Source organism: Actinoplanes sp. NPDC051851, assembly GCF_040681165.1.
Lineage (GTDB): Bacteria > Actinomycetota > Actinomycetes > Mycobacteriales > Micromonosporaceae > Actinoplanes.
Map to the genome: position 1 here is coordinate 1 of NZ_JBFAYF010000090.1, position 26,435 is coordinate 26,435.

At 70.3% G+C, this 26,435-nt stretch carries 26 protein-coding genes; 10 read left to right on the top strand and 16 right to left on the bottom strand.

Annotation, left to right across the window (positions count from 1 at the left end; genetic code table 11):
• Positions 1 to 254 precede the first annotated feature (254 nt).
• The 3 genes from AB0M08_RS43480 (at position 255) to AB0M08_RS43490 (ending at position 1,204) form a co-directional block, all read left to right on the top strand.
• Positions 255 to 467: a hypothetical protein gene (locus AB0M08_RS43480; protein ID WP_364506940.1), complete on the top strand. Its 213-nt coding sequence runs from the start codon at positions 255 to 257 to the stop codon at positions 465 to 467.
• The gene (locus AB0M08_RS43485) at positions 464 to 793 is read left to right on the top strand and encodes a type II toxin-antitoxin system PemK/MazF family toxin (RefSeq protein ID WP_364506943.1); all 330 of its coding nucleotides are present in this window, start codon (positions 464 to 466) and stop codon (positions 791 to 793) included. The genes AB0M08_RS43480 and AB0M08_RS43485 overlap by 4 nt, the downstream gene beginning before the upstream one ends.
• 138 nt (positions 794 to 931) lie before the next feature.
• Complete coding sequence (locus AB0M08_RS43490; protein WP_364506946.1) at positions 932 to 1,204, top strand: hypothetical protein; 273 nt, start codon at positions 932 to 934, stop codon at positions 1,202 to 1,204.
• A 54-nt stretch (positions 1,205 to 1,258) separates the two neighbouring features.
• On the opposite strand, the gene AB0M08_RS43495 is transcribed toward AB0M08_RS43490, so the two are convergent.
• The 5 genes from AB0M08_RS43495 to AB0M08_RS43515 are packed head-to-tail and all read right to left on the bottom strand — an operon-like array spanning position 1,259 to position 4,847.
• On the bottom strand, positions 1,259 to 1,885 hold the full coding sequence (locus tag AB0M08_RS43495) for a histidine phosphatase family protein (protein ID WP_364506949.1): 627 nt from the start codon (positions 1,883 to 1,885) through the stop codon (positions 1,259 to 1,261).
• A gap of 28 nt (positions 1,886 to 1,913) precedes the next feature.
• Positions 1,914 to 2,603 carry an HAD family phosphatase gene (locus AB0M08_RS43500; protein ID WP_364506952.1) on the bottom strand — a complete coding sequence of 230 codons (690 nt, stop codon included), beginning with the start codon at positions 2,601 to 2,603 and terminating at the stop codon, positions 1,914 to 1,916.
• The gene (locus AB0M08_RS43505) at positions 2,600 to 3,244 is read right to left on the bottom strand and encodes a methyltransferase domain-containing protein (protein WP_364506955.1); all 645 of its coding nucleotides are present in this window, start codon (positions 3,242 to 3,244) and stop codon (positions 2,600 to 2,602) included. The genes AB0M08_RS43500 and AB0M08_RS43505 overlap by 4 nt, the downstream gene beginning before the upstream one ends.
• A complete protein-coding gene (locus AB0M08_RS43510) occupies positions 3,241 to 4,125 on the bottom strand; it encodes a phosphotransferase (RefSeq protein WP_364506958.1) in 885 nt (294 codons plus the stop codon). Before AB0M08_RS43510 ends, AB0M08_RS43505 begins: the two co-directional genes overlap by 4 nt.
• 5 nt (positions 4,126 to 4,130) lie before the next feature.
• Complete coding sequence (locus AB0M08_RS43515) at positions 4,131 to 4,847, bottom strand: hypothetical protein (RefSeq protein WP_364506961.1); 717 nt, start codon at positions 4,845 to 4,847, stop codon at positions 4,131 to 4,133.
• A gap of 51 nt (positions 4,848 to 4,898) precedes the next feature.
• On the opposite strand from AB0M08_RS43515, the gene AB0M08_RS43520 reads away from it, so the two are divergent.
• Positions 4,899 to 5,936, top strand: coding sequence for a phosphotransferase (locus tag AB0M08_RS43520; RefSeq protein ID WP_364506964.1), 1,038 nt, complete (start codon positions 4,899 to 4,901; stop codon positions 5,934 to 5,936).
• Here AB0M08_RS43520 and AB0M08_RS43525 read toward each other — a convergent pair.
• The 6 genes from AB0M08_RS43525 to AB0M08_RS43550 all read right to left on the bottom strand — a co-directional run bounded on the left by AB0M08_RS43525 (position 5,849) and on the right by AB0M08_RS43550 (position 12,167).
• A complete protein-coding gene (locus tag AB0M08_RS43525) occupies positions 5,849 to 7,198 on the bottom strand; it encodes a glycosyltransferase (RefSeq protein ID WP_364506967.1) in 1,350 nt (449 codons plus the stop codon). The genes AB0M08_RS43520 and AB0M08_RS43525 overlap by 88 nt on opposite strands.
• 5 nt (positions 7,199 to 7,203) lie before the next feature.
• Positions 7,204 to 8,715, bottom strand: a complete 1,512-nt coding sequence (locus tag AB0M08_RS43530; RefSeq protein WP_364506970.1) for a hypothetical protein — start codon at positions 8,713 to 8,715, stop codon at positions 7,204 to 7,206.
• Entirely contained in the window at positions 8,712 to 9,401 is a 690-nt protein-coding gene (locus AB0M08_RS43535) for a PIG-L deacetylase family protein (protein ID WP_364506972.1), read from the bottom strand. The genes AB0M08_RS43530 and AB0M08_RS43535 overlap by 4 nt, the downstream gene beginning before the upstream one ends.
• A 153-nt stretch (positions 9,402 to 9,554) precedes the next feature.
• A complete protein-coding gene (locus AB0M08_RS43540; RefSeq protein WP_364506975.1) occupies positions 9,555 to 10,025 on the bottom strand; it encodes an NUDIX domain-containing protein in 471 nt (156 codons plus the stop codon).
• Positions 10,022 to 11,155, bottom strand: coding sequence for a DegT/DnrJ/EryC1/StrS family aminotransferase (locus AB0M08_RS43545; RefSeq protein WP_364506978.1), 1,134 nt, complete (start codon positions 11,153 to 11,155; stop codon positions 10,022 to 10,024). The genes AB0M08_RS43540 and AB0M08_RS43545 overlap by 4 nt, the downstream gene beginning before the upstream one ends.
• Positions 11,142 to 12,167 carry a zinc-binding alcohol dehydrogenase gene (locus tag AB0M08_RS43550; protein WP_364506981.1) on the bottom strand — a complete coding sequence of 342 codons (1,026 nt, stop codon included), beginning with the start codon at positions 12,165 to 12,167 and terminating at the stop codon, positions 11,142 to 11,144. The genes AB0M08_RS43545 and AB0M08_RS43550 overlap by 14 nt, the downstream gene beginning before the upstream one ends.
• A gap of 358 nt (positions 12,168 to 12,525) precedes the next feature.
• Here AB0M08_RS43550 and AB0M08_RS43555 point away from each other — a divergent pair, with 358 nt between their 5' ends.
• The 4 genes from AB0M08_RS43555 (at position 12,526) to AB0M08_RS43570 (ending at position 16,436) form a co-directional block, all read left to right on the top strand.
• The gene (locus tag AB0M08_RS43555; protein ID WP_364506984.1) at positions 12,526 to 13,725 is read left to right on the top strand and encodes a helix-turn-helix domain-containing protein; all 1,200 of its coding nucleotides are present in this window, start codon (positions 12,526 to 12,528) and stop codon (positions 13,723 to 13,725) included.
• A gap of 584 nt (positions 13,726 to 14,309) precedes the next feature.
• On the top strand, positions 14,310 to 14,660 hold the full coding sequence (locus tag AB0M08_RS43560; protein WP_364506987.1) for a hypothetical protein: 351 nt from the start codon (positions 14,310 to 14,312) through the stop codon (positions 14,658 to 14,660).
• Between the two features lie 409 nt (positions 14,661 to 15,069).
• Entirely contained in the window at positions 15,070 to 15,261 is a 192-nt protein-coding gene (locus AB0M08_RS43565; RefSeq protein WP_364506989.1) for a hypothetical protein, read from the top strand.
• Positions 15,258 to 16,436 carry a hypothetical protein gene (locus AB0M08_RS43570; protein ID WP_364506992.1) on the top strand — a complete coding sequence of 393 codons (1,179 nt, stop codon included), beginning with the start codon at positions 15,258 to 15,260 and terminating at the stop codon, positions 16,434 to 16,436. The genes AB0M08_RS43565 and AB0M08_RS43570 overlap by 4 nt, the downstream gene beginning before the upstream one ends.
• Positions 16,437 to 16,588: 152 nt before the next feature.
• Here the strand turns inward: AB0M08_RS43570 and mobF are convergent, their stop codons facing one another.
• Positions 16,589 to 21,151 (bottom strand): MobF family relaxase, encoded by a 4,563-nt coding sequence (gene mobF, locus AB0M08_RS43575; RefSeq protein ID WP_364507012.1) that lies wholly within the window; start codon positions 21,149 to 21,151, stop codon positions 16,589 to 16,591.
• A gap of 294 nt (positions 21,152 to 21,445) precedes the next feature.
• Here mobF and AB0M08_RS43580 point away from each other — a divergent pair, with 294 nt between their 5' ends.
• Positions 21,446 to 21,892: a hypothetical protein gene (locus tag AB0M08_RS43580; RefSeq protein ID WP_364506995.1), complete on the top strand. Its 447-nt coding sequence runs from the start codon at positions 21,446 to 21,448 to the stop codon at positions 21,890 to 21,892.
• 3 nt (positions 21,893 to 21,895) lie between these two features.
• Positions 21,896 to 22,480: a hypothetical protein gene (locus AB0M08_RS43585; RefSeq protein ID WP_364506998.1), complete on the top strand. Its 585-nt coding sequence runs from the start codon at positions 21,896 to 21,898 to the stop codon at positions 22,478 to 22,480.
• Positions 22,481 to 22,738: 258 nt separating this feature from the next.
• Here the strand turns inward: AB0M08_RS43585 and AB0M08_RS43590 are convergent, their stop codons facing one another.
• The 4 genes from AB0M08_RS43590 to AB0M08_RS43605 all read right to left on the bottom strand — a co-directional run bounded on the left by AB0M08_RS43590 (position 22,739) and on the right by AB0M08_RS43605 (position 26,196).
• A complete protein-coding gene (locus AB0M08_RS43590; RefSeq protein ID WP_364507001.1) occupies positions 22,739 to 23,050 on the bottom strand; it encodes a hypothetical protein in 312 nt (103 codons plus the stop codon).
• Positions 23,043 to 23,963, bottom strand: a complete 921-nt coding sequence (locus AB0M08_RS43595; RefSeq protein ID WP_364507004.1) for a ParA family protein — start codon at positions 23,961 to 23,963, stop codon at positions 23,043 to 23,045. The genes AB0M08_RS43590 and AB0M08_RS43595 overlap by 8 nt, the downstream gene beginning before the upstream one ends.
• A 68-nt stretch (positions 23,964 to 24,031) precedes the next feature.
• Positions 24,032 to 25,708 carry a ParB/RepB/Spo0J family partition protein gene (locus tag AB0M08_RS43600; protein ID WP_364507007.1) on the bottom strand — a complete coding sequence of 559 codons (1,677 nt, stop codon included), beginning with the start codon at positions 25,706 to 25,708 and terminating at the stop codon, positions 24,032 to 24,034.
• Positions 25,709 to 25,890: 182 nt separating this feature from the next.
• Complete coding sequence (locus tag AB0M08_RS43605; RefSeq protein WP_364507010.1) at positions 25,891 to 26,196, bottom strand: hypothetical protein; 306 nt, start codon at positions 26,194 to 26,196, stop codon at positions 25,891 to 25,893.
• Between the last annotated feature and the right edge of the window lie 239 nt (positions 26,197 to 26,435).

Consider the following 26,435-nt stretch of genomic DNA (forward strand, 5'->3'; position numbering starts at 1 on the left):
CCCTCTCCACCCCCGCTTTGATATTCGCCTCCCCCATCCTGTCTTGTTTGGACATGTACTATTTATTCGCGGGCTTGGGCGGGGCCCTCAGCCCCCGCCCCCCCCCCCCCGCCATGTTCGGTGCGAACGGTGCGTAACCATACGATCGTGTGCGCCCAGAGCGTGATGCTGGCCAGGACCAACGCCCTCTTGCAGAAGCATTGTGCTGCAACGAGATGATGCATGTGACTGATGCAGCCAGGTACAGTACCGTCATGACGCGTATTTCTGTGTCGCTCGAGGATGCGACCGCCGAGGCGCTGAAGAGCGCGGCCGGCGGCGAGGGCAAGGTCTCTGGATACGTCGCACGGCTCGTACGGGAAAAATTGATCGGTGACGCGGCGGTCGCTGCCGGCGCTTTCGATCGCCAGGGCGAACCTGAAGACGATCTCGCATGGGAAGCCGAGCGTCTGGCGGGCCACGCGTGAGCGACGCAACTCCCGTACGCGGCGGCGTCTACACCTATCAAGGCATCCGTCGCTCGGAGTTCCTGGTCATCAGCGTCAACTCGTTGAATGCCGCCGGTACGGTGATCGTTTTGGAGATCACCGAGGACCCGCCGGGGGACGTCCGCGGGCTGCTCGCCGTCCAGCTTGGTAATTCGGATCCGCTGCCTGGACGTTGGGTCCTATGCTGGCGGGTCAACTACGCGGCGGCCACTCGCTTCGACGTGGCCGGCTGCCATGGGGTCGCGTCGAGTGAAACGATGACCAGAGTGCTAGGCGCCCTCCGTTCGGCTATTGAGCCCCTTTAACGCTTCAGAATCCGGTTCGAGCAGAGTGCTTGGTTAGCGCGAGCCGCTCCTGCCACAAGGTGCCCGCAGCAAGCGGGTGCCGTATGGGGCTCTGGTCGAGGCCCCTTGGAGAGATCACACATGGCAGATCAGCCAAGCTTGACGACAGCACTGGCAGCGGCTGACCAGCAGTTACAGCTGGCCGATGACAGCCTGGCCGACCTGACCGACCGGGCCAAGATGCTGCTGGAACGTTTCGGACGGACTTCCGCTTGGTCACTTTTGTCTAGATATATCGCTAGTCAGCTTGATCTTGACTCAAAGCATCAGTCCTTTGCCGCTGACGTCTTGGCTGCCGCTGTAATGCGCCTCGCAACCGAGTCATCTGCAGGCTCCGTCGAGGCGGCGAGTCCGGAAAGCAGTGGTATGTGATGCTGGCGGCATCACCTGGGAAGTGGCGCTAGGGCCTGCGGCTCGATCGCCTGTTCATTCGAGGTGGAAGTAGTCGTTGTGGCAGATCAAGGTCCAGCGTGATTGCTCGCGATGCCACGTGGTGAGGCTGGCGTTCTCAACCGCGTATTTGACCTTGGTTTTGTGGGTTGGCGGGAGTTCGAGCAGAGCCTGGTGAAGTGCCTGGACGGTCTCGGCGTGACCGACGAGCAAGAGGCGTTCGCCGCGGTGCCGGATGATGAGTTCACCCAGTAGGGCATTGGTTCGGATGACGTACTGGCTCCAGGATTCGCCGCCAGGAGCCAGTGGGGTGGTGAGGTCGGTGGCGTGGCCGGTCTCGCGTGCTGCGGCGGTCAGGGTGCTCCACAGCTGGCCGTCGGCGGTAGGGCCGTAGTCGGGATCACGGAGGTCGTCAAGGTGAGCGACCGGCAGGTCGAGTGAAGCGGCGATGATCTCGGCGGTTTCGACGACTCGTCGCCGCGGGCTGCTGTAGATGGTCGTTGGTCGTTGCGTGCCGGTGGAGCGTCGGTGCAGCCGGGCGGCGAGCAGTCGCGCTTGGCATCGCCCGTGCTCGGTCAGGCCGGTGCAGCTGCGAGGTCCGCCGACGATGCCGGCGACGTTGCAGTGGGCTTCGGCGTGGCGAATTACGGTCAGCTCGATCACGCGGGCTCCGTGGGTCTGGCGTTCTTGTTCAGGCGATTCTCCGGTTCGGTGTCGGATACCGCAGGAGGCGCCGGAGCTGGGGGTCGCTGAGGTTGGGGTAGATCAGGTCGGCGGCGGGGAGTGGCTGGTCTGGTTGGGAGGGTACGCCGATGACGAAGAGGCCCGCGGTTTTCGCGGCGAGTGCGCCTGCGGCTGAGTCCTCGACGGCGATGGCGTCGTGGGGGTCTACTTCGAGCAGGTTGCAGGCGTGGAGGTAGACGTCGGGTGCGGGTTTGGGCGCGGCGACGTCGTCGCTGCCGACGATGTGGTCGATGTGGTGGTGGATGCCGATTCCGGTGAGGTAGTCGATGACGGCGCTGCGGATGGTGTTGGAGGCGACGGCCATCCGGCGGTGGCCGGAGAGCTCGGTGACAAGTTCGACGGCGCCGGGCATGGGTGGGATGCCGCGGCCGAGGTTGCTGGAGACCAGCTCGAAGGTCTCGGCGGCGAGTTCCTGGTGGCGGCCGGGTTGGTCGAGTAGCCGGGCGAGTTCGAGGCCGAGTCCGTCGAGGGTGAGTCCGATGAGGGCGTGGCGGTCGGCTCGGGCGAGGGTGGCGTGGTGGCGCTGGAAGAGGATGGCGTAGGCGCCGTCCCAGACGCCTTCGGTGCCGACGAGGGTGCCGTCGCAGTCGAAGACGATCGGGCCGGCCGGGGCTGAAAGGGGCAGGGTCTCGTTCATGGATGTCCTCCTGACGGTGTGGCGGGGTGGCGGCGGGCTACGGCGGCGGTGAGCAGCGGGAAGGCGGGGTCGTGGTGGTCGAGTTCGGTGGTGGTGAGTTCCTGGGCGGCTTCGCCGAGCAGGGCGGCGAGGCAGGTGCGCAGGTTGCCGTAGGCGGTGACGGTGGACGGCCCGGGCCAGTCGCGGAGCAGGTGCTGCAGGCCGGAGGGGGTGAATCGCCATCGGTCTGCGGGCCCGGCGCTGGGGCTGATGCGGGCGACGCTGGGGGCGGTGATCAGCAGGGTGCCGCCGGCGCGGAGCGCCGTCGCACAGGTGCGCAGAGCGGCAGCCGGGTCGGCGAGTAGCTGCAGGGTCTGGGTGAGCACGATGCAGTCGAACGCGTTGGCGGGGAGTGCGGCGGGCTGGGTGATGTCGGCGATGAGGGTGGCACGGGGGTTTCCGGGGTCGAGGTCGATCACGGTGGTCGAGGTCAGCTGGTGGCGGCCGTAGTGGTTCAGGTAGGTCGGGTCTTTGATCTCCGCCGCGTCGCCGGTGATCAGGTGGGCGTGCGCGGCGAGGAAGGCGTCGATGTAGATGCGGTCGACGGGCGTTCCGCGGTCGTAGCCGTAGCAGGCTGAGACGGGAGTAAGCGGCAGCTTCATGCGGTGCCTCCGGTCGGCGGGAGCTGCTGGTGGAGGCGGTGGGTCTGGGCGAGTGCGTTGCGTAGGTCGGTGGTGAGCTGGGCCAGGCGGACGTCACGGTGCGGTAGGTCGGGGTGCCGGCGGTGGGAGATCAACTCTCGGCAGGTCACGAGGACGACGGCGATCCAGAACCCGGCTTGGTCGGCGGTGCCAGGTTGCAGGTCGTGGAGGACGGCGGCGCGGGCGGCGGGGTTGTCTGCGAGGAAGACGAACAGTTTGGCGTGGTCGTAGCCTGCGGGGCGCCAGGCGGTGAACTCGAAGTCCAGCAGGGCAAGCTGCTGGCCGCGGTCGGCGCGGGCGTTGCCTGGGTGAGCGTCGCCATGGCTGAGTTCGGTGCGGGTGCCGGCGCGACGGTGCAGTTCGGTCAGCATGGCCACCGCGGCGGCGTCGAGCAGCTCGCTCGGGATCGAGGCGAGTTGGTTCGGGTAGTCGCTGTCGTCCGGGAAGGCCCTGGCCGAGGATGGAGACCATTCGTGCAGGTGCCGCAGGGTCGCCAGCAGGCGTCTCGCTGCCTTCGGAGGAAACGTGCCGCGCGCCGGGTAGCGGTCGGGATGCAGCGCCTCGCCGGGCAGCGTGGTGAGCACCAGCAGGGGGATGTCCGGGTCGGCGGCGACCAGCGTCGGTACGGGCACCGGCGGCGGCCCGGTGAACTGGAACGCGCGGTAGACGGTGATTTCGTGGCGACATCGGTCGTGCCACCAGGGCCGCGGGTCGATCGGCTGTTTGGCGATCACCGGCTGGCCGTCGAGCGACCCGGGTTGCAGCAGCGAGGTCGCGGTGCGTATCGGCGCGGAGCAAGGCGTGAAGGCGGGGCACACGCGCGTCAGCTGATCCAGGGTCATGACGTTCACGCGGGCGCCCGCTCGGCGGCGTGGTCGGCGAGCGAGCGCCAGGAGGGCGGGGCCGGGCTGCCGGGGTCGAATGCCCGAACGTAGCCGGCGGCGATGCGGGCGAGATCCTCCGGCGCAACGGTGGCGTCGAGCACCAGGCGCCGGGCCGGGGGCAGACCGGCCATCCAGGTGCGGCACAGGCCGTCGATGCGATCGCGGACGCGGGGGTCGTCGAGGTGGGCGGCAACGGCTCCCCGGGCGGCCCGGCGCGCGGCGGTGATCTGGTCGGGGACGACGAGGTAGAGGTAGACGTCGGGCGTCATGATGCTGGCGGCATCAGCGGCGTCGGCGTATAGGTGGGCGGCGCCCGCCGGATCGGCGGGAACGTTGAGGGCGCGCATCCCGTGCTCGTGGGCGATCAGGGTCAGCGGGCTGCGGTCGAGCAGGACGATCCCCGGGCCATCGGCCGTAGACCGGTGGGCTAGCCTCGCCCGGGCATCGGCGGCGCGGCCTTGTTCGAGCTCCAGCAGGCGATGCAGGGCCGTGGTGACGTCGTCCTGGCTTGTGGGTGGCCAGGGCGGAAGGTCGGCGAGGTCGGTGTATTCCGGTGCCACCACGGCGTCGAGAAGGGGAGCCAGGTGGCGGATGAGGGTGCTCTTTCCGGCGAAACACAATCCCTCGACGGCGGCGATCAGGGGGGTGTCGCCGGTATGGGTGAGGCGGGTTCGGGCCACGGCGTGCCTCCGTTCGGTGGGTACGGCGAGACTGGTAGGACATAGACCGTGATGACAGAAGCGAGCGTTCAGAACGGTGAGATCACCCATGACGACGCGCTCGGTGCGGTCGCGGCCGCGTTCGGGCTCGGCACCGTGCAGGACGTACGGGTGATCGCCGATGGGCTGATGAACCGCAACTGGCAGGTGGCGACGCCGGCCGGTCGGTTCGCGATCAAGCAGGTCCTTGATGTGGACGCGGTGGCCGCGCGCCGTCAGCACGCGGCGACCGCGGCGCTGGCCGCCGGGGGTCATCCGGTGCCCGCGCCGCTGCGGACCGGCGACGGGGACACCCTGCTGGAGTACGAGGGCCACATCTACGCCGTCGCCCCGTGGGTCTCGGGTGCTCACCGCGACGGTGCGCAGCTGTCGGCCGCCGAGGCCGGTGAGCTGGGATCGTTGCTGGCGCGGCTGCACACGGGCTTGGCGCAGGTGATGCCGCCGGTGCCGGCCGCGATGCGGGAGACCCCGGCGGAGGCCGCGGTCGCCAAGGACAAGATCGACCGGTACGCGGCTGCGGCCGGGCAGCGGGAGCCCGGCGACGCGATGGACGAGTTCGTGCTCGCCCGGTTGCACGAGCGGCGGCAGCTGCTGGCCGAGGTCGGGCATCTGCGCCCGGTCGAGGACACCGAGATCGCGCCGAGCGGGTGGGTGCACGGCGACTTCCAGCACCTCAACGTGCTGTGGACGGAGAGCGCGGTGGCCGCGGTGCTGGACTGGGATCGGCTCAAGCCGAGGCCGCTGGCGGCCGAGGTGGTGCGCTCGGGGACGCTGCTGTTCGGCTCCGGTGACGAGCGGGGCCTGGATCTGGGCCGGGTCGCCGCGTTCGTCACGGGCTACCGCAGCGAACGCGTCCTGGACGACGCGGCCCTGGCCGACGCGGAGCACCGGTTGTGGTGGGAACGGGTGTGCGACACGTGGCAGCTGCGACGCCGCTACGACCATGACGACACCTCCTGTGATCACCTGTTCCGCTCCTCGGAGGCGCTGCTGGGCTGGTGGACGGCCAACCGGCCGGCGGTGACCGCCGCGTTCTGCGGGAGATCCTGAATCAGCGGCTGCCCTACTTGGGCGCATATGTCCGCCAGGAGGGCGGTCATGTCCGCTGCGCTGCGGTTCGGGCGCAGCGTGTGGATCACCTGGTGGGCGCCGCGCGCCAACCCGGCGCGCCACGCGGTCACGCGGGCCGGGTACGGCGGGGTCTCGGCGATGGCCGAGCTGTAGATCTGCCCGTTCTCGACGAAGTCGGTCCAGCAGCGACGAGCCCAGGCTAGGCCGCCGCGCAAGCTGCGTCCGGCGAAGAACGCGAAGAAGCTGCCGATCATCTCGGGGTGAAACGCGTCCTCGGCGATCCGGCATCCGGTATCGGTGCGCGGCTGCGCGGCCAGGGCCACCAGGTCGGCGAACCGACGGCCGAGGATCGGCACGGTGGCGGCCAGGTCGTCGTCGTGCAGCCGGTAGCGGCCGACCGCGCCCCATTTCAGGTGGGCTGCGCCTAGCCGGGGGTCCGGGCAGTGGTAGAGCCGGGCGCCGGTGTCGCTCAGGTCGGCCGACAGGTGCAGGTGGTCGGAGTAGGAGCTGCTCCAGTGGGAGAGGTCGGCGAATCCGCCCGCGCGGTGCAGGGCGGCGGCGTCGATCAGGGCGGTGCCGGCGATCAGCTGGACCTCGAACGGCGCGACGACGTCGTGCTGACCAGCCAGCCGTGGTGGTGTGCTGCCGTACTCGGCGGGCCAGGTGTGGAAGTGGGTGGTGAAGGTGGCGCTGGCCGGGTCGAGCTTGCCGATGCCGTCGAGCGGGCGCAGCTCGTGCGGTCTGAGGGCGCGGTAGTAGAACGGCATCATCAGCGCGGCCGCCTGGGGGTTGCGGTTCTGCAGGGTGGCCAGGGTGTGCGCGGCGGCCGCGGCGGTGTACGGGGCGATGATGCAGTCGTCGTCGCCGAACAGCAGCCACCGGCCGGTGGCCACCGCCGTGGCGGCGTTACGTGCCGCCGCCGCTCCGGCGTGCTCGGCTAGGCGCAGCGGGCGTACGGGGATGCCGGGCAGGGCCCGGTAGTGCTGCAGGACGGCCGGGGTGTGGTCGGTGGATCCGTCGTCGACGACCACGATTTCCCGCAGGGTGCCGCCGCGCTGGCCGCGGAGGGTGTCGAGCGCCCAGCTCAGCGGGTTGTCTTCCAGCCGCCCGGCCCGGGGGTCATAGGGGCACCGGTTGTAGGTGGCCAGGACAGCCGAGACCGACTCGCTGAGGTCGGCGTCGGTGACGGCCCGGGCGAAGGCGTCGTCGGCGGGCAGCCGGGGGATCTGCGCGGAGGTCATCGCGGTCACCGTTCCGTCTTGCCGTGCTCGATCGGGCTGCCGGCCAGCGCCGCGCGGGCGGAGTCGGCCAGGCACCACCAGGGGCCCGCGCTCGACAGCAGAGCGGCGGCGGTGACCCCGGCCAGGTCGCGACCGCCGAAGCGGCGTAGCCGGCCGGGATGGCGTACGGCGGTGAGCATGGCCACCGGCGCCCACAGGTAGAGGGCCAACGCCGCCGCCGACGCCCCGGCCGCGGCGGGACGGCGGGCGGCGACCGCCGGGAGCAGTAGCGTGGCGGCGATCGCGGGTGACTGGCCGAGCCAGAGCGCGCCGCGCGCCAAGCCTTGCAGGGTCAGCCAGCCACGGCCGTGCCGGGCGCCGAGTCCGGCGGCGGCGGCCAGCCGGGCGGCGGCCGGGTACTGCGGGTAGGAGAAGAACCATTGCCGGTGCTGGCCGATCAGGATCGGCACGGAGGTCGGTGAGTCGGCCACCTCGAGCAGCGGCAGGACCTCGATCGGCTCCCCGGCGGCCGACAGCTGGTAGCCGAACGCGAGGTCCTCGTTCATCGTGGCCGTGGGCAGCCCGCCGTGCTCGTGCCACAGGTCGCCGCGCAGGAACAGGCCGTGGCCGGTGCAGTGGGCCAGCCGGGGCCAGCGGACGCCGGTCCGGCGGGCCTGGGCGGCTTGGGCGCGCAGCCGGGGGATCTCGCGGGCGAGGCTCCACCGCGATTGCAGCAGGGCCGCGCCGTCGCAGGTCCATCCGCCGGGGCCGGGCCGGGCGCCGAGCGTGGCGGTGTGCACGGCGGACTGCTGGACCGCTCGCCGATCGGCGGGAACCTGACCGAGGGCGGCCAGGGTGTCGGGGTGGGGGCGGGAGTCGGCGTTGTAGATGCCGATCCACACCCGGCGGGGATCGTGGCCCTCGGCGGCGAGCCGGGCGAGTTCGGCGTCGACGGCGGCGTTGATCTGGTCGACCATGACCGCGCCGGGATCCGGATGGTGGTGGTGGCGTACGGTCCCGCCGCTGGCGGCGGCGATCTTCGCGGCCAGCTCGGGCGTGGAGGGCGTCCGCTCGACGATCTGGCGGAGCTGGGCGAGGTAGTCGGTGTTCGGGTCACCGGAGTGGTCGGCGAGCTCGTCCAGGTCACGCGACGGCAGGACCCCGGCGTAGCGGGCCCGCAACCAGGGTGCGGTCCGCCGATGCCGTAAGGCTTTTGCGAGGTGCGGGAGCCGGGCGGCCGCCGCACGGTGGTCGCGGTGTTCGCGTTCGGTGGTGGCCACCACGATCGTGGCCGGCCCCCATGCCTGGGCGAGGTCGCGGAAGTAGTCGATGGTCGCCGCGATGAGGCTCTGCTCCCGCAGCATCGGCACGACCATCACGACGTGCGGCCGTTGCCCGGGCGCCGGCGGGTGAGCGGCGTGGGTGCGGCGCAGCCAGGCCAGCGAGCGGGCGGTGTTGACGGTGCCGGTGGCGCCGCGGACGGCGACGGCGGCCGCGGCCGTCCAGCACAGAGCGGCGGCGAGGCGGCGGCCGGTCACGGCAGGCCGCCGAGGCGCAGGACGGCGAACGCCTCACGGTGGCCGCCGGTGGTCGTGGCGCCGCGCCAGGCCGACAGCAACGTGCCGCCGGGCCCGGCCTGCTGCGATTGCCCGTGGCCTTTCACGGCAGCCGATTGGCTGTGGTAGCAGGCCAGGGCGGCCAGCTTGCGCGGCAGCACGGCCGAGACGTCGCGGTGATACGGCGGGGCGGTGATGGGCTGCCAGACCTCGTAGCCGAGCACGGTCGGCACCCAGTGCGCGGGCCCGCAGTCGCCGAAGTTGCTGCTGCCGGACATGGTGGCGGCCCGCCAGCACAGGGCGCTGGCCGCTTCGTGGTCGAAGGCGCCGTCGTGCGGGTGCGGCAGGTAGAGCAGATCGGGGCGCTCGGCGCGCAGCAGCGTGAGGACGGCGGCGAACTGGGTGGTGTCGTACGGGTTGATGCCGCCGTCGGGCAGGTGAAGGAACTGCACCTGCCCGACGGCGACGCCGATCGCGGCAGCGGCCTGGACGGCTTCGCTCTGCCGCGTCGCGCTCGTGTGGGCCGCGTCGGGATCTCGGCTACCGCGTTCGCCGTCGGTGAGGTGGGCGATGATGATGTGGTCGTGGGCGTCGGCGTGCAGGGCGAGCGTGCCGCCGGCGCCGATCATTTCGTCGTCGGGGTGCGGGGCGATGATCAGGACACGCACGGAGCTTCCTCCTGGAAAGGTGGCCGGGCGGGGCTCCGGCACCCGCCCGGCAAAGCGGGTGCCGGGCAAGGGCGCCGACCCGGCGGGGGGTGATGCTGGCGGCATCGCCTGGTCACGGTGATGCTGGCGGCATCACCGTGACCAGGCCGCAGGTCAGCGGTCCTTGGCCCAGACCGCGGCCGCGGCGAGAAGATCCGGCAGCTCGGGCGGCGTCGTCAGATCGGCGACATCGGGGAGAGCGACCCAGCGGGCCGCCGCGACCTCGGACAGCTGTGCGATGAGCGTCTGTCGGCCGGGCAGCGCCCGGCAGACGTAGACCATGTCGATGTGCCGGTGCGCGCCGACGTGCTCGTCGTGCACCGGCATCTCGATGACCGCGAACGGGGCCGGGTGGGAGATCACCGTGGGATGGGTGAACGACGGGTCGCCGAGGATGCGGGCCGCGATGCCGGTCTCCTCGCGGGTCTCGCGCAGCGCGGCGGCGGCGGGGTCCTCGTTGTCGTCAAGGTGCCCGCCGGGGTAGAGCCACCTGCCGGCCAGGCGGTGCTCGACGAGCAGCACTCTGCCGTCATGGTCGAACACGATCGCCGAGGCGGTCAGGTGGCATATCTCGGGGCCGGTCACCGCTCGTCCGTGTCGTCGGTGAAGCGGCGGATCTGTTCGACGGACCAGGCGAGGGCGGCCTCGCTGAGACCCGGGTGGACCGGGAGCTGCAGCGCCGTCGCCGTCAGGGCCTCCGCGTGCGGGCACGCCGTGGCGTAGGCAGTGAACAGCGGCTGGTGGTACAGCGGCCGGTAGGCGAAGCGCACCGAGTCCGGCGGCAGCCCGGCAGCGGTGAACGCGGCCGCGATGTCGCCCGCCCGGCGGTCGGCGGTGAGCACCATCGCGTAGTAGTTCGGCGTCGCGCCGCCCGGGTTCGCGAGTTCGTTCAGCGGGCCGCGGGCGGTGAGCGCGGCCCGGAGCCGGGCCGCGTGGGCGGCACGGGCCCGCAGCTGGGCGTCGAGTCCGCGCAGCCGGACGGCGCCGATGGCCGCCAGCGGGGCGGCGAGCTTGTAGTTGACGCCGTGGCCGCCCTTGAGGTGCCCGAGGTGGGTGTAGTAGTCGATCTTCTCGGCGAGCTCGTCATCGTCGGTGAGGACGAAGCCGCCTTCGCCGGTGGCGAGCAGCTTGCGCTCGTGGGTGGAGAAGCAGCCAGCCACGCCGAGCGTTCCGGCGTACCGGCCGTCCGGCAGGCGGGTGCCGTGTGCCTGGCAGGCGTCTTCGACCAGCGGGATCCCGGCGTCGTCGAGGATCTGTTTGGCCGGCCGGTCGTCGGCGGGATAGCCCCACAACGGCAGGCTGATCGCGGCGGCTGTCCGATCGGTGATCTTCGCCGCCACGTCGTCGGGGTCGAGGGCGAGGCTTGCGGGCGACACGTCCACGATGACCGGCATTGCGCCGCAGGTCAGGATCGGCAGGGCGGTCGGCAGCGGCGCGGTCGCCGGGACCAGTACCTCGTCGCCGGGTTTGACTCCGGCCGCGAGCAGGGTCGCGTGCAGAGCGGAGCTGCCCGAGTTGACGGCGATGGCCCGGCTCACGCCGAACCATCCGGCCAGAGCCCGCTCGTAGTCGGTGACGATGTCGGCACCGCCGGACAACCGCCCGGAGTCGATGATCTCGGCGAGCAGGCTGGCCTCGCCGGTCGCCGGCGGCGCATAGCGGTCCGGGACCGGCTCCTGGGCGGCGAACCGGCGGGAGCGGTCAGTGGTGGTCATAGGTCAGCACCACCTTGATCGTCTCCTCCGGACGCTCGTTCAGCAGCCCGTACGCCTCGGCGGCGTCCTCGAACGGAATACGGTGGGTGATCAGAGCATCGATGCTGACCTGTCCGCGCAGGATCTGCGCCTGAGCGGTCGCGTCGAGCCGCGCTTTGTCCCAGCGCGGGTGCTCGCGCTGCGGGCAGCCGTTGACGGTCATCGACGATCGCAGGGTGATCCGGTTGCGGTGGTACTCCTCGCCGAGGCGCAGGCCACCCTGGTCACCGTGGTACGAGGCGACCGTGGACACCGTGCCCGTGACGCGCAGACAGCGGATCGCCTCGTTCAGGCCGGTGTACGAGCCGGACGCCTCGATCGCGACGTCGGCGCCGTCCGGGCCGATCATTTCGCGCAGGGCCACCGCGACGTCCACCCCCTCGGTGGCCGTGATGGTCTCCATCCCCAGGCGCTCGGCCGCGTCGGTACGCACCTGGTAGCGGTCAACGGCGATCACTCGGGCACCGTTGAGCCGAGCCTGCTGGGCGGCGAGCAGCCCCACCACGCCGAGACCCATCACCACCACCACGTCACCGGCGTGAATCTCGGCGTCGTGGACCGCGCCGAGCGCGACGCGGGCGAGGATGAAGAACACCGCCTGCTCGGGGGTGGTCTCCGGCGACAGCAGGCCGCCGACTGCGTCCGCGGCGTCCAGCAGATGCCAGTCGGCGTGCGGGCGGTCGACGGCGATCAGATCGCCGACGTGAACGCCTTCGACCTGCGGTCCGCATTCGATCACCCGGGCGACGCTCTCGTAGCCCGGGGCGATGGGCAGTGCCCGACCGGGGCCGTCGACGAAGATCCGGCGCTCGGGCTTCCATTGCCGGTGCAGGGCGGGCGCGACCCCGCGCAACCAACCCGTCTCGGTGCCGGCGCTGATGCCGGACAGAACGGTCGCGGCCAGCACCTGGTCGGCACCGATCGGACCGTAGCCTTCGGAGACCAACGCCACCTCGCCAGGCGCTGTGATCATCACCTGGCGGCGGCATCCTGCGTGTTGCAGGCTGGGGACCTGCAAGACGGGACTCGTCATGTGAACCTCCGACTAGAGAATCAGGAGTCGGCCGCACCACGACCGACCCACATCGATGTAACACAATGTGCGTCACTGATAGCTCTCAGTGAAGGGCCGAGCGGTCATAGAGCAAGGTCAGAAGCGTTCTCAGCAGGCCGCCATGGCATAACCGACCGGCCAAAAGAATCATGGGTATGCCATGGCGGCCTATCGATCTGACGACTCGGCCGTGGGCAGGGCGGGACGACCGCGTGCCGCTGCGGTCTGAGCGTCGTTTCGCGTACCGTGCGAAGTAGGTCGACGCGGGAGGTCCCTCATGATCGGTGAACAAATCGCTCGGCTCCGGCACGCTCTTGGGCTCACCCAGGATGAGCTCGCCGAGTTGGCCGGGGTATCGGTCGACGTGATTCGCCGTCTGGAGCAAGGGGTACGCCACTCGGCGCGGCTGAACACCCTGGCCAAAATCGCCGGGGCGTTACAGGCCGAACTCTCGGTGATCATCTCCCCGCGCACGACCTTCGCGCCGGAGCCGGACCGCGGAATTCCCGCAATCCGCGAAGCGGTGACCAGCTCCACCGTGGATCGGCTCGGTGGCCTCGCCGATGTTGACACCGACGTCGATCTCGGCCGCCTGACGGAAGCGGTCGACCACGCATGGCATATCTGGCAGCGCGGCGAGTACAGCATCTTGGGCCGTCTGCTGCCCGACCTGATCGCCGAGGCCAGGCACTCGAGTTCCGAGAGCACGGGTGAGGATCAGGAACTGGCCTGCTCGTTGCTGGCCACCATGTTCGAGCTCGCTGCGGGCGTGACGGTGATGCTCGGGCACGAGGACCTCGCGTGGTTGTGCGCCGAGCGCGCGGTGACGGCGTCGGAGCAGTGCGCCGACCCGGTGACCCGGGCCTCGGCCGTCTACTGGGCGTCCTGGATCCTGCGTCGGCAGGGCCGCTTCCGGGAGAGCCTGACGGCGGCGACCCGCGCCGCCGAACACCATGAACCCCGCCTGACGCGGGCGACGCCGGCGGAGCTGACCGTCTGGGGAGGACTCCTAATCAACGCCGCGGGTGCGGCCGCGCGCGATGAGCGTCCAGAGAAGGCCGATGAGCTGCTTGGTGTAGCGCGAAGCGCTGCTTTGCAGCTTTCCCATGATCGCGTCGACAGGTGGAGCGTTTTCGGCCCTCGGCTCGTCGCGCAGAGCGCTGTCGTCAACCTCACCGAGCTGGGCGACTTCGAGCGGGCTACCGAGCGGGCTGCGGAGGTCGACGCCGTAGGCAGCCGGGTCCCCGCCACCTGGGAAGCACGCTACCTGCTGGCACTCGCGCAGGCTCAGGTTGAGCTGGGCCAAGACGTCCCGGCCGTGCAAACGCTCCATCGCGCTCGTGTGGTGACCCCGGAATGGGTTCGGTATCACCGGCTCGCCCGCGACCTTACCGCCGACTTGACTAGCCGCATCTCGCCTGGGCGGCAGCCGAAGCTTGATGAGCTGAGCCGCCATTTGCAGCAGGTATCGGGATAGATCGATTCGCTCGAAGGAGCAGGCGATCGCCGGTGCTGAGCGCGCTGCGTTCGGCGGTTGAGCCGTGCTGAAATCGCCTTACGGGGGGGGCGGCGGTCCAGTCGATCTGGAGCCGGACTCCGACCAGCGTGCCGACTGTGGCTGCGGCATTGAGGCTCGGCAGGGTGATGTCCCCGGTGGCAGGGTCGCTGAGGTTGCTCCGGAGTAGAGCTAGAGCACGCACCAGCCGAACCGCATCCGTGGTGTTCACGCCGGTCTCGAGGAGGGCGCGAGCAATCACCACGGCGTACAGGATGCCGGTGGCCGGGAAGTCGACGGCGATCGCGTCTTACTGGGCCCTGGCGGCGGCTGGGGCCTCAGTACGGACCGGCGTCGTAAGACTCCGCCGGTTCGGCCATGAGCGTCACCTTACGATGCCCGGCACGCCTGGCGCACGCGCGAAACGGCGCTCCGGGCAGCTCGTGGGACAGCGGGCCTCGGTGGTGTTCACTGGTCGTCACTACACATCGGACAGGGCGGTCAAGTCCGTGGTTTGCCCGCCCTGTGAGCCGATCTCGGTCGGCGTATTCGGGAGGTACTGCTCGATGAACAGCCCTATCCGGCTCAGCGACAATGGTCTGCTTCTCTGCCCGACCTGCGGTTGGGACGCCACCCATGTGGAGATCGTCCGGGTGGCCGCCCGGTTGGAGGACCAGGATCTTAACGAGATCACCGTCAACGCAATCACCGGGCAGATCAACACCCACGGCGGCGAGGCCGCGCCAGCCGGGCCGAAGGAGGGCGAAGGGCGCAGGCAGCGTGTCGCCGTCACCGGCTACTGCGAGGAGGGTCAGCACTCCTTCGCGATCGTCTTCACCCAGCACAAGGGCGGCACGTACGTGGAGACCGTCGCCCCGATCCCTCACGAGGTCGTCGGTCATCCCCCGCTGTCTTGAGCCTCGGCCCTTTGTGGTGATGCTGGCGGCATCACTTCAACGGCCGGCGGAGCCCTCTTCTACCCGTTTCCCATCCCGGGGGGCGTGCCCGTGGCGTTAGGTGCAAGTCGACGGAGAACCCGCAGGCCGTCCGACGAGCTACCTTCGGGATGGTCGCTATACGCCAAAAGTGCACCTCTGAACGGCAACCTCTCAACGACCACATGAGTAGGGTCGACGATGAGTACAGCTTTGTGGTCGTTGAGAGGTTGAGGCGTTCCTGTCACCCGACGCGACTCAGCGGGTTTTGGCCGGGATGCTTGCACCTGTCCGCGCAGCTCAGTCGCGGTAACACGAAGGCCCCGCCGCCGGTGACCCTGAACAAGCGCCGGAGAACGGGACCTCATGCCTACCAGTAGGAGAGTCGCACATGACGGGGTTGATTGACCACCTCAGCTGGGGAGCCGTGCTGGCGGTGTTGCCGGTCGCGGTGGTGGCCATCGGCGTGGTGCTGGTCGCCCTGGTGACGGTGGCCGCGCGCCGACCGGACACCCAGCAGCACGGCCTCAAGGTCATGGCCGAGCTAGCCCGGTGCCTGCGGATTCTGCGGGGGCAGCGGTGAACCCGCAGCAGGAGCCGGCGCTGTCGGCGGTCGTGACAGCCCGCGTCGGCTACGTCAATGCCTTGCGTAAGGCCGTTGACGGCGCGAAGTCACGGCCGCTGGCCGAGACCGTGCAGAAGAACTTGACGGAGCTGTGGGAGCACGGCGGCCGCGAGGGCACGGCGGACCCGCGGCGCCCGGAGCGAATCCTGATCCGGCCCAGCTTCGTGGTCCGGGCGGCGACCGATCCGTTGGGCCCGATGCTGCCGCGGCTGGTCAAGTCGAAGGGGCTGCAGCTGCGACTGATGTTGCTGCTGCTGTTCGACGCCCAGTGCCGGTACGGCCCGGGGGAGGCGGTGCGCAATGTGCGCCGGGTGACGCCGCGGGCTGGCGATGAGTTCGAGTCGTGGCGCCAGCTCGTGCTGGCTGAGTCGCTGCCCGCGCGGGGCTCCGGTTGTGGGCCGGCTGATCTGCGGGCCCGGCAGATCACGGAGGCGCTGCGCGCGCTGGAGGCGCAGGACCTGCTGAGCATTCCGTACGAGAAGGGCACCACCCGGCGGATCTATGGCCTGGCCAAGGATCGCCGTACGACCTGGACGCTCCGTTCGGAGGCGAGCACCCCCGATGTGCACCCTCGGTACGAGGTCCCCGTTCCGCAGTCGTTTGGGTTCGTGCGGCTTCCCCGGGAGTTCTTCACGAACCTGTGGATCTTCGCGCTGACCGACGTCGAGCTGGCCGCGTACGTGACGTTGTCCTACCTGCGCTGGAGGTTTCCGGACAAGCACGCTGCGCAGGGCGTCTATTTGCGGGGCGATCATCGCGAGGTGTACTTCCGGATGACGCGTACCACGTGGCGCTCCACGGAGCTGCTGCACCGGTTCCGTCTCGTCGACCGGGCCCGGGACCCGAGACGCAACTTCCGCACCGGCAACGTTGGCGACCGGGACCGGCGGTGGAAGGACAAGGAGATCATGCCTGCGCTGTTCACGGTGAACGAGGACGCTCTCCAAAGGCCCGCTCTCGAGGTCATCCATCAGGTGCTGACGGCGCCGACCGACGAGGACGAGATGCGGCGGAACTACGGCCAAGCCTTCGTCGACGAGCAGCGCAGGATGACGCTCTTCGACCCGACGGACTTCCCGTTCGCGACGCCTCCCTCGATCGACACGTTGCTCGGGGTGTCGCCCACGCATTGAGCCGGAGGTGGTCCCGATCTTGCGCAACGGCGTACGGCATGTCGGCCTCACCCTGCCGGGTGAGGCCGACACCGCTCCGGGCCGACAGCCCGCTTCGAGCCAGCTGGGCGGCGGCCCGGAGCTGGCGGCGATGGGCCCGGGCGCCGGCCCGCTTACACCCGCGGACCGCGTTCGGGGCCCTGGCGCTGCTGTTCGGCCTGGCGGCGTTGTTCATCAAGACGACGCTGCTCGGCCTGGCGTTGCTGCTCGGCCTGGTGTTGTTGCTCGGCACGTTGCTGCTCGGCCTGGCGTTGCTGGTCCTCCTGTGTCCGCGAAGGCCGGCGGTCGGGGCGAGTGGCCCGCCGGGGGTCGTGGCCGCGGTCGGCGGAGGGTCCGATCGGCTGGCGTTCGGCGGCCTGGCGCAGCTTGCGGCGGAGCTCTTCGCGGGCGTTCTCGGCGGAGGCGGCGCGGTTGACGCGGGCGCGCTCGGCCCGGGCGGGCTCGATGGCCTGGCGGGTTTCTTCGTACGCCTGGCGGCGCACGCCGTCCTGGGGGCGAGGTTGCTTGCCGAGGATGCGCGGGTCATCGTCGGGGACGGCGAACATCTGTCGGTAGGCCGCGGCGAGGCTCGCGGCGCGGTCCCATGCGAGCGCTGCGGGGCGGTCTTCGGGGCGTTGTCCGAGGGTGTCGATCGCCCAGCGGGGTTGCTGCGCAGCGACCTCGGCGGCCATGTTGTCGAGGCGCTGGGCGAGGTGTTCGCGGCGCTCTTGCAGGTGCGTGGCCCATTTCGAGGCGTCGTTGCTGATCTCGTGGCGGATGTCGGCGATCCAGGTAGGGACGCGCGGCTGGGCCGGGGCTGGCTGGCCGTCGCGGTACGCCTGTTCGTCGGCGCGGACTGCGGTCGGCAGGCGGCGGCGGGTTGCGGCTTCGTCGTCCATACGCCGCACGACGGTGCGGGCGCGCTCCACCCGCTCGACCGCGAGATCGGTCATGCGGGTGGTCGCATCGCGCAGCTGGACGAACGCGTCGGCGCTCGCGGGAGCGCCGACGTCGGCGCGCTGCGCGGTCTCGCGGGCGCGGTCGTCGGGGCGCATGGCGCGGCGTAGTCGTTGCTCGCGGTCGAGGTGCTCGAGGTGGGCTCGCTGGGTGCGGGCGTCGGCCTCAACGTGCGCGCGGTGCCAGGCGGCGGCCTCGGACTGTTCGGGTGTCCTGGCCTCGTGGACGCGGCGGCGGGCGGAGGTGAGCCGGCGTTCGGTGTGTTCCAGCTGCTGGCGGGTTTCGCGGTGGGCGTCGGCCAGCGCGAGGTCGGTGAGCGCGCCGTGCGGGCGCTGTGGCCAGGCGGCATGTTCGCGGCCCCGCACTCGCACCGGGGCTGGGATTTCGTCGGTGTCGTGGTGTGCCCAGGCGAGGGCCTTTTCGGCGGCGGCGAGGCGTTCGGCGGCGCGCTCGCGTAGGCGGCGCAGGTTCGCGTCGGTCACGCCGGACATGGGCCGCTCGGGGGCGCTGGCGAGCTGCCGAGCGGAGGCGTCCTGTGTCGCGCGGATGCGGTGGGCCAGCACGGCGGCGGGGTCGTCGGCCTTCTCGAGTCCGGTGATGCCGGCAGCATCGAGGATATCGGCGGCGGACCAGCCCGCGCGTTCGGCGCGGGTGAGGGCGGCGCTGGTGCGTGTCCAGGACGGGGACTTGAGCACGTTGTCGGCACCGTCGCCGAGGGCGGCGGCGACGGCGTTCTCGTGCCGCTCGCCGGCGGCTACGTCGGCGGCGTAGAGGTACCGGTTGGCGAGCGTCGGGAGGTGCTCGGCCTGGGCCAGGGATTCGCGCATTTCCTCGGTGGCCGAGACGGCGGCGCCGAAGTTGCGGCGGATGGAGTCGAGCACGTCGTGGACGCGGGCGGCTCCGGCTTCGGTGACGGTGTAGAGCCGGTTGGAGAGGCGGCCGCGGGTGAGCGCGACGTACGCCTGTACCCGGCTGGTGCGGCCGTCGGCGACGGTGTGGGCGCGGTCGACGGTCATTCCCTGGGCGCGGTGGATGGTGGTGGCGTAGGCGAGCTCGACGTCGGTGGCAACGTAGGCGTGAGGGAGTTTGATGCGGGCGCCGTGTTGGGTGTGGTGGACGGTGAGGCTGCCGTCGCGGTGGGTTTGCTCGACGCGCCAGACGTCGCCGTTGAGGACCATGTCCCGGCCGCTGAACAGCCGTAGTCGGCTTTCGTTGCGGCGGGTGACGACCAGGTCGCCGCGTCCGGCGTGGGTGCCGTCATGCAAGGGGATTCCGGCGGCGTCGACGTCGCCGGCGGCGATGCGGTCGGCGCGGGCGCGGTCGTTGAGGCGCCGCGTGTCGTCGTTGGTGGGGGCGATCATCAGGGCGACGTCGCCGGCGGCGGTGTCGGCCCGCCACGCCTGGTAGGCGGCGTCGAGCATGGTGTCGCGGTCGCCGTGATGGATGCGGTCCTTGCTCCAGTACCAGCGCCAGGATTCGTTGGCTCCGTCGCGGAGCCGGAGGGAGGCGAGTCCTTCGTCGGGGTCGGTGAAGCGGTGGAGCTGGTCGAGCTCGACGGCGCCGGCCTCGCGTTGGACCAGGCGCAGCATGCCGCCGGATTCGACCGCGCCGAGCTGCTGCGGGTCGCCGAGGAGCCGGACGACGGCGCCGGAGCGGCGGGCCTCGGTCACCACGGCGTCGAGGTTGTGGGTTCCGGCCATGCCGGCCTCGTCGACGAGGATGACATCGCCGGGTTGCAGCTGCCAGGTGTCGCTGCGGGTGCCGTTCGCACGGTGCCAGAGCCAGCGGTGGATGGTGTGGGCGGGCACGGCGAGTTCTTCACCAAGGACGGCGGCGGCCCGGGCGGAGGGGGCGAGCGCGATGACGCGTCCTCCGCCTGCTTCGACCGCGCGGGCGACGACGTTCATGGTGGTCGTCTTGCCGGTTCCGGCCGGGCCGATGCCCGCGACCACGAGGCGATCGTCGGTGGCGAACGCTCGGGCGACCGCGATCTGGCCGGGGTCGAGCCGACGCCGGTTTCGGCCGTCCTGCAGCTCGGTGAGGGTGCGGTCGAAGGTCTCGCCGGAGACGGGCGCGATGACCGTGGTGCGGGCGGCGTCGACGATGCGCTGCTCGGCGTTCAGGATGCGCTCGGAGGAGTAGCGGACCGTTTGGGCGTGCACGAAGACGGACTCGCCGTCGCGACGCATCAGGTCGGGCATGGTGGGCTCGGTGGTGGGCGCCGTAATGCGTACGGAGTCGTGCTGCAGGGCGCGGGCGACAACGCGGTCGGCCACGTCGTCGCGGGTGCCAAGGCCGATGGCCGACAGCTGGCGGTGCACCTCGGCTTCGATGTGGTGCCGGGTCCAGGTGGCGCGTTGCTGTTCGACGGTCGACACCGCGGTGTGCGCGAGTCGCTCGACTTGTTCGGCCGGGACGTCACGGGTGATGCTGGCGGCATCGCCGGTCGCGGCGGCTTCGCGGGCGAGCTTGCGGGCCTCGCGCCTGGCGTCGGTGAGCAGGTTGCCCACGCGGCGATTGCCGACCTCGGCGACGGCCCGCCGCCGCCATTCTGTACGCATCGTGGCGAGGCTGCGGGCGTGCTTCTTGGGCGGGCGGGCCTCGAGTGTGGCCTGCTGGGCGAGGTCGTACCGGACCTCTTCGGCGGGGGCGTGGCCGTGGTCGCGCACGTACTGGTCGACCAGCTCGGCGGTGCGGGCGCTGATGCTCACGCTGCGGTCGGAGAAGAGCGTGCGCAGGGCGGTCGGGACGCCCGCGATCTCGTAGACGGGGCGGCGTCCGCGGCCGGCGTCGACGGGGGTGACGGCGACGTGGAGGCGTTCGGCGATGCCGTGCATGACGCGGGCGTTGTAGGTTTCCGACATCTGCACGGCGGCGGCGAACAGGGCGCGGCCGTCGATCGTGCGCCAGCGGCCGTCGATGCCTTTGACACGGTTGGCGAGGGCCAGGTGGGTGTGCAGGTTGGGGTCACCGGTGCGGCTGTCGTGGTGACGGAAGGCGGCCGCGATGACGCCGCCGCTGGTGTCGAGCTGGGCGACGCCAGCTCGTCCGGCGCGGGTTTTGATCACGGTGTTCTCGGCGTCGGCGAGCACGGATCGCCAGGCTTGTTCGTGGGCGTCTTCGATGGCTCGGCGGGTGTCGTCGTCGCCGAGGGCCCACAGCACGGAGGCCGATTTGGGCGGGGTGAACACGAGATCGTAGCCGGTCACGGCCTGCGGTTTCGGCTTGGAGACCTGGGCGATGTACTGCTTGAGTTCCCCGGCGTCACGGGGCCGGCGGCCGTGCTGTTCGGCGAACATCTTGGCGCCGATGGCTCGGGCGAGGCGGGCTTTCTCGTGTTCGGTGGGGGCGGTGCCGGTCATGCGGCGGTGCGCCGCGTAGCGCTCGTTGACGCGTTCCTGGTAGGTGTCGGTGGGCTCGTAGGTCATGGGCTTGCGGCCGAGCCGGGCTTGGGCTTCGGCCTTTTTGGGGTCGACGCCGTCGTCGATGAGCTGCTCGATGATGGCGTCGGCGTTGGGATGCAGGCCCTCGCCGAACAGGGCGCGCATCTGGGGTTCTTCGACGGTGCCGGAGATGCCGAGCTCGTCGCGGGCACGGCCGACCCATTGGCCCGGAGGGTTGCCATCGGCGTGGTAGTAGTCCGTGATGGCCTCGCCCCGGGTGCGGCGGACGTCGGCCGACGCTACCTCGCGGGTGAGGTAGGTGTAGCCGTCCCCGCCGTGCAGGGGATGCAAGGTCATCACGCTTCTACCGTACCAAGATCACTAATAGTGCAAGAGGTGTGTCCCTTCTGGCCATGTTGTGAATAGGCGCCGCTTGCGGCTCCGGTTTGGCCAGAATGGGTACGCGCCTGCGCGTCGTCTGTCCACAGGTGACCAGCGGTTTTGGCTGGTCACCTGTGGACAGACGTACTTGGGTGTGACGGTGAGTGGTTCTTGCGCGCTAGAGTGTGATCTTCGACGCGTGCCGCGCGGCGGGGAGCGGGCCGGGAACCGCTAGTTTCGCCGGCGGCCGGGCAACGGGGAGGAAAACGAATGGTGGTGCGACGGGGGTCGTCGGTGGCGGTGGCAGCGCGGGCGGCGGCGCGGGAGCGCCGCTCGACTGCGCAGGCCGCGCGACGCGAGCGGGAGCAGAGGATCGACGCTTTGGCCGATGAGCATGCGGTGGCTCTGGCGATGGCCGACGAGGTCCGGGCACGGGCTGTAGAGCAGATCGCCGAGCATCAGGCCAAGGCCGACCGCAAGGTGGTGGAGCTGCTCGAGCTGGAAGGGCGCGCGGCGGCGGTGGCCGATCTACTCGGGATGACGGTGCCCGAGGTGCGCGCGGCCCGGAAGCGGGCCAACGTCCGGGACGCGGGGGAGCCGGCGGAGGCCGGGCAGATCACCGGTGACGGCGCGGACTCTGCGACTGAGACGGCAGGCGGGGCCGGTTCGGCGGTTCCTCGCCAGCGCTCCGGAGTTGACGCGCCTGCCGAGGTGTAGGCCGTGACGGGCTTCGTGCTCGTGGTCGACCGGGTGGCGCACGCGAAGGACATCGCCCGGTTCTGGCGCAAGGTGGTCCGCGGACCGGGGCCGGCGTGCTGGATCTGGACCGGTGCGATCGGGGATGACGGGTACGGCTCGTTCTCGATCCGCCGGTCGCCGCTCGACGGCGACGGGGTTCCGCTCGTCGACGGGGAGACCGGACGGGTGGTGGTCCGTGAGCACGTGGTGAGTGCGCCCCGGTTCGCGCTTGCGGCGGTGCTGGGGGTGGCGCTGACGGAGGCTGATGTCGCCGAGCATGTGGTGTGCGACGAGCCGATATGTGTTCGCGCGCACGATGGTTTACATGAGGGTGCTCTGTCGCATCTGGCGGTGAGCACGCAGGCGGAGAATTTGGCGACGATGGGCCGGCGCGGCCGTGGCGGGGGAACACCGCGGCCGTGGCAGGCGCGCGGGCCGGACCGGCAGGCGCGGGTGGCGCGTTCGCGTGCGCTGCGGGACGCGGTGAAGGGCCGTGGCTGGGACGCCGGCCGGATCGCTGAAGCGCTGGCGGCGCTGAAGCATGGCGACCAGCCGACGTTGTTCTGACGTACGGCCGTGAGCGGCAAGCGCGGCAGCGCGGGCGGGCGGGCTCGATGCCCGGCCCGTCCGCTCCCGGCTTGCGCCGGCCGACGGTGCTGGTGTGGGCTGCCCGCGTGATGCCGGCGGCATCGGGCCGTGCGTGAGCGGCGAGGGGGTTTGAGCCGGGGGTGCGGGGGTGGCGCGTGAGCGCCCCGCACCGGTTCCGGGCGCTCGATGCGCCCGGAACCGGTGAGCGCGGATCGCCGTGCGGGAGCGGCGGCGCTCTCAGGTCACGCGGCGGGGGGAGACACCTGCGCGGCGGCCTGGTGGGAGTTTGGTGCTGTCGGCAGGTCGCGGGGGGAAGGGTTTCCCGCCGTTGCGCTGGTTCTCCAGCTCGCTGGTGAATTCGTCGAGTGCTTGCTCGACGAATTTCTTCCAGACGACAGCGACGTCCGTGCCGTAGAACGCGTTGAGGGCGCGTTCTCGCAGTGCGGTGGGAATCTTGACGTTGAGCTGCGTTTCGGCGGGCGCGTCGGGCGTGGGTGGCGCGGAAACGCCGCCGAGGCGGCGCTCCTGTGCTCGGCGCGGTTCAGGCAAGGACTTTGTCCCTCTCCACGATGGTGCGGGCGACCTTCATGAAGCCGATGGACGCTGAGCTGTGGGGTTCCCACGTGATGATGGGTTCCCCGGCGCTCTGCGCGGTGACGACGGGCGCACGCTTGGGGACCGGTGAGTCGATGTAGGCGTCCGGGAAGCCACGAGCAACGATCGTGGCGGCGTCTTTGGAGTTGTTCTCCCGGCCGTCGTAGGCGGTGAGGAACACGTGGTCCACGCTGAATTTCTTGCCGTCGTGCTTCCTCGCGAACTCGGGGCGGTCTTCGCCGATCGCTTTGACGTGGTCGTTAAGTTCTTTGATGCCTCGGATCTCGAAGCTGCCCGGAGTGAACGGAACCACCACGCGGTCTGCGGCATAGAGGCCGTTGGTGGTGTAGATCCCGAGGTTGCCGGGGGTGTCGAACACGTTCACGTCGATCGTGCCGTTCAGCTTCGGCACGGTGTCGGCGAGGATCTTCTTGCCCTGGGGCATGCTCGCTACTCCGGGCGCGAGCATTTCGAGCTTCTGGTGTCCGACGATGACGGAGAGGTTGTCGACCTTGGTCGTCCTGAGCAGGTCGCGGGGGTCGGCCTCGTCGTCGTAGAACAGGTAGTGCGTGCCCTGCAAGCTCGGCTTGAGGCCGAGTCCCAACGTCGCGTTGTGCTGCGGGTCGAGATCCCAGATGGCGACACGAAATCCGAGGGCGGCGAGGCAGGCTGCGAGGTTGATGCTGGTCGTCGTCTTGCCGACTCCGCCTTTCTGGTTGGCCGTGCAGTAGGCGACCGGGGTGATGCCGCCAGCATCGCGTTTCGCGGCGACGACACGGCGGGTCTCCTCGGCCCAGCGCTCGATTTCGGCGATCTCTTCTTTGCGGGCGGGGCGTTCGTCTCGGGTGACGGGGTCGGTGCTCGTCATGGTCATCTCTCTCCAGCGTGGGGGATGGGGCACGCACCGTATGGTGCGTGCCCCTGGGCGAGGGTGTGTCAGAGCGCCGACGTGGCGGGGGCGGGCTGGTTGTAGAAGTGGCTGTCCTCCCACTCGGAGGTCTGGTAGGCGGCCTCGTCCTTGAGGCGCTGGATGTACTCGGCGTCGGTGTTGTCCCATCCGTCGCCGTCGCGGGCGCGAGCCTCGCTGAGGGCGAGGTCGTAGATGTAGGCGACGCGTCCGGCGGTCTTCACGTCCAGGGTGGGGGCCTTGTCGGTGAACAGGGTTGCGGCGGCGGCATCGTCGATGACGCTGGCGTTCTTGAGCCATTCGTGGGCGAGTTCGCGGGCGTCGTCGGCGTATTCGTAGGGGTCCTCGGAGAGCAGGCGGCGGGCGAGGCGATCGGTCAGTGCCTCGCGGGGCGGGGTCTTGGCGGCGATGCGGATGCACGCGGCGGCGCGGGCCTCGGCGGCCTTCTGCCGCTCGCGCTGCTCGCGTTCGGCTTCCTCACGATCCTGGCGGGCTTGCTCGGCGGCTGCGGCTGCCCGCTCGGCGGCCTCGGTGGTCGGCGCGCTGGTCTCGGCGGTGGCGTCGGTCGTGGTGTCCGGGGTTTCGCCGGTGGCCGGGGTCGCGGTGTCCTCGGCAGGGTCGGCGGCGCGGGGGGCGGGGATCTCGGCGGGCTCCGCCTCGGGCTCGGGCTCCGGGTCCTGGGTGGTGTACCAGTCCACGATGTCCCCGCTGCGGACGTGCGCGACGGCGGTCCCGTCGGCGCGGGCGGCGGTGATTGCGTCGGCGTCGGTCAGCTCGTACGTGTGGTAGGGGCGTGGCCTGCCGGTGAAGTATTCGCGGGGGTTTTCGATGAGGGTCGCGCCGCTCTTGGTCAACTCGTTGCGCTTGGCCTTGAGGGCGTTCTCGGCCTCGAACTCGGCGTACATGACGGCGACGGCGCGCTTTGCGGCGTTCTGCTGGTTGATGATGACCTGTTCGTCATCGATGTTGCTCGCCTTGTTCTCCTCGGGGGTGCCCGCTGCGGCGATGATGCGCTCTAGGACGTAGGCGACGCGGACGGCGTTGCGGTCGTCACCGGGCTTGGCGGCCGCCTTGGCGATGTCGGCGAGCTTGAGGGCGGCCTCGATGGTGATGCTGCGGGCATCGACGAGGGGCTGAACGTCCTCGGGCAGGGTGAGCAGCTTGAGCCGCTTGTTGACGTGGTCCTGCTTGACGCCGAGCTTGGAGGCGATTTGCCGCTGGGAGAGCTTGCGCTTGGCGAGGCGCTGGAAGCCTTCGGCCTCCTGCATGGGGGTCAGGGCCTCGCGGTTGATGTTCTCCTGCAGCTGGTTGACGATGTGGTCGGTCAGGTCGTCGATCGTGGTGTTGATGACGGCACGGAACGGGCGGCCTAGTTCGCGGCAAGCTGCCCATCGGCCGTGGCCGAACACGATCACGTACTCGGTGCCGTCGGGCAGTTCCTCGGCGTTGCCGCCCTGTGCGATCCAGCGATCGAGGGGCTGCACCATACCGGCGGTGTTCTGTCCGGCTTCCTTGATGCCGTTGACGAGGTTTTCCTTCGGGCTCAGGCGGCCCTTGGGGTTCTCGGGGTCGGGCGCTACCTTGTTGACGTCGAGGTCGGCCTCCCTGGAGCCGGTCGCGACGGCGGCCTCAACAGCGGTCCTCTGCTCGTCCTCGGTGAGGTCGTCCTCAAGCGGGTCGACAACGAGTCCGGTACGGCGGGCCATGGGTACTCCTCGGGTATTCTGGAGGTTGGTTGTTATTCGGCGGGGCGGGTTTTCGGCCAGGACGTACCGTCCCGCCGTTCTTCTTTCTCCTGATGGGCATTCTGCCTGACCATCAGTTACTTCTATATACTATCTAAACTAGCTTAGATGTCAAGCTAGTCGATCGAATTCCGACGTGCTGGTCAGAGCGCGCGGACGTAGTCCCGGGCGAGTTCGTCGAGCTGGGCGGCCACACCGTTGACGCGGATGCGCTCAGTGAGGGGGTACATGTGGCGGTGCGGGCTGTCGTCGTCGTTGCAGCCGTACTCGCCGAACTCGTCCGGCGCGGTGTGGTCGATGATGACGCGGGTCGCGGTGTCCTCGTCGCCGTGGGCGAGGATCAGGGCGGCGATGGCGTCGGCTTCCATGCAGGCCAGGTGGGTCAGGCTACCTGCGGCGTTGCCCATGATCCTGGTCAGGTCGTCCAGCCGGTTGTGCAGGGTCTTCATGATTCCTCCTTCCGGTGGGGCTTCCCCCTCCTCATATATAAAAGTATAGCACACTTGCTCATGTGGTGGGGTTTGAGCTGGGGTTTTCTTGTTGTTTTTCGGGCGCGCTGTTGCCGGTCCTGGCGGTTGTTCGCCCTCGGTCTGAGGGCCATCCCGTCACCTGGGCAACGCCATGCCGGGCCGGTGCCCGGGGTGCAAGGCGCTCTCCCTTGCGGCCCGGGTGCCGGTCTGGCATCCCT

Excerpts from the sequence above, each read along its gene's own strand:
- AB0M08_RS43480 (WP_364506940.1), top strand. The coding sequence starts at position 255 with ATGACGCGTATTTCTGTGTCGCTCGAGGATGCGACCGCCGAGGCGCTG.
- AB0M08_RS43500 (WP_364506952.1), bottom strand. The coding sequence starts at position 2,603 with ATGAACGAGACCCTGCCCCTTTCAGCCCCGGCCGGCCCGATCGTCTTC.
- AB0M08_RS43505 (WP_364506955.1), bottom strand. The coding sequence starts at position 3,244 with ATGAAGCTGCCGCTTACTCCCGTCTCAGCCTGCTACGGCTACGACCGC.
- AB0M08_RS43510 (WP_364506958.1), bottom strand. The coding sequence starts at position 4,125 with ATGACCCTGGATCAGCTGACGCGCGTGTGCCCCGCCTTCACGCCTTGC.
- AB0M08_RS43520 (WP_364506964.1), top strand. The coding sequence starts at position 4,899 with ATGACAGAAGCGAGCGTTCAGAACGGTGAGATCACCCATGACGACGCG.
- AB0M08_RS43525 (WP_364506967.1), bottom strand. The coding sequence starts at position 7,198 with ATGACCTCCGCGCAGATCCCCCGGCTGCCCGCCGACGACGCCTTCGCC.
- AB0M08_RS43545 (WP_364506978.1), bottom strand. The coding sequence starts at position 11,155 with ATGACCACCACTGACCGCTCCCGCCGGTTCGCCGCCCAGGAGCCGGTC.
- AB0M08_RS43550 (WP_364506981.1), bottom strand. The coding sequence starts at position 12,167 with ATGATCACAGCGCCTGGCGAGGTGGCGTTGGTCTCCGAAGGCTACGGT.
- AB0M08_RS43555 (WP_364506984.1), top strand. The coding sequence starts at position 12,526 with ATGATCGGTGAACAAATCGCTCGGCTCCGGCACGCTCTTGGGCTCACC.
- AB0M08_RS43560 (WP_364506987.1), top strand. The coding sequence starts at position 14,310 with ATGAACAGCCCTATCCGGCTCAGCGACAATGGTCTGCTTCTCTGCCCG.
- AB0M08_RS43565 (WP_364506989.1), top strand. The coding sequence starts at position 15,070 with ATGACGGGGTTGATTGACCACCTCAGCTGGGGAGCCGTGCTGGCGGTG.
- mobF (WP_364507012.1), bottom strand. The coding sequence starts at position 21,151 with ATGACCTTGCATCCCCTGCACGGCGGGGACGGCTACACCTACCTCACC.
- AB0M08_RS43580 (WP_364506995.1), top strand. The coding sequence starts at position 21,446 with ATGGTGGTGCGACGGGGGTCGTCGGTGGCGGTGGCAGCGCGGGCGGCG.
- AB0M08_RS43595 (WP_364507004.1), bottom strand. The coding sequence starts at position 23,963 with ATGACGAGCACCGACCCCGTCACCCGAGACGAACGCCCCGCCCGCAAA.
- AB0M08_RS43600 (WP_364507007.1), bottom strand. The coding sequence starts at position 25,708 with ATGGCCCGCCGTACCGGACTCGTTGTCGACCCGCTTGAGGACGACCTC.
- AB0M08_RS43605 (WP_364507010.1), bottom strand. The coding sequence starts at position 26,196 with ATGAAGACCCTGCACAACCGGCTGGACGACCTGACCAGGATCATGGGC.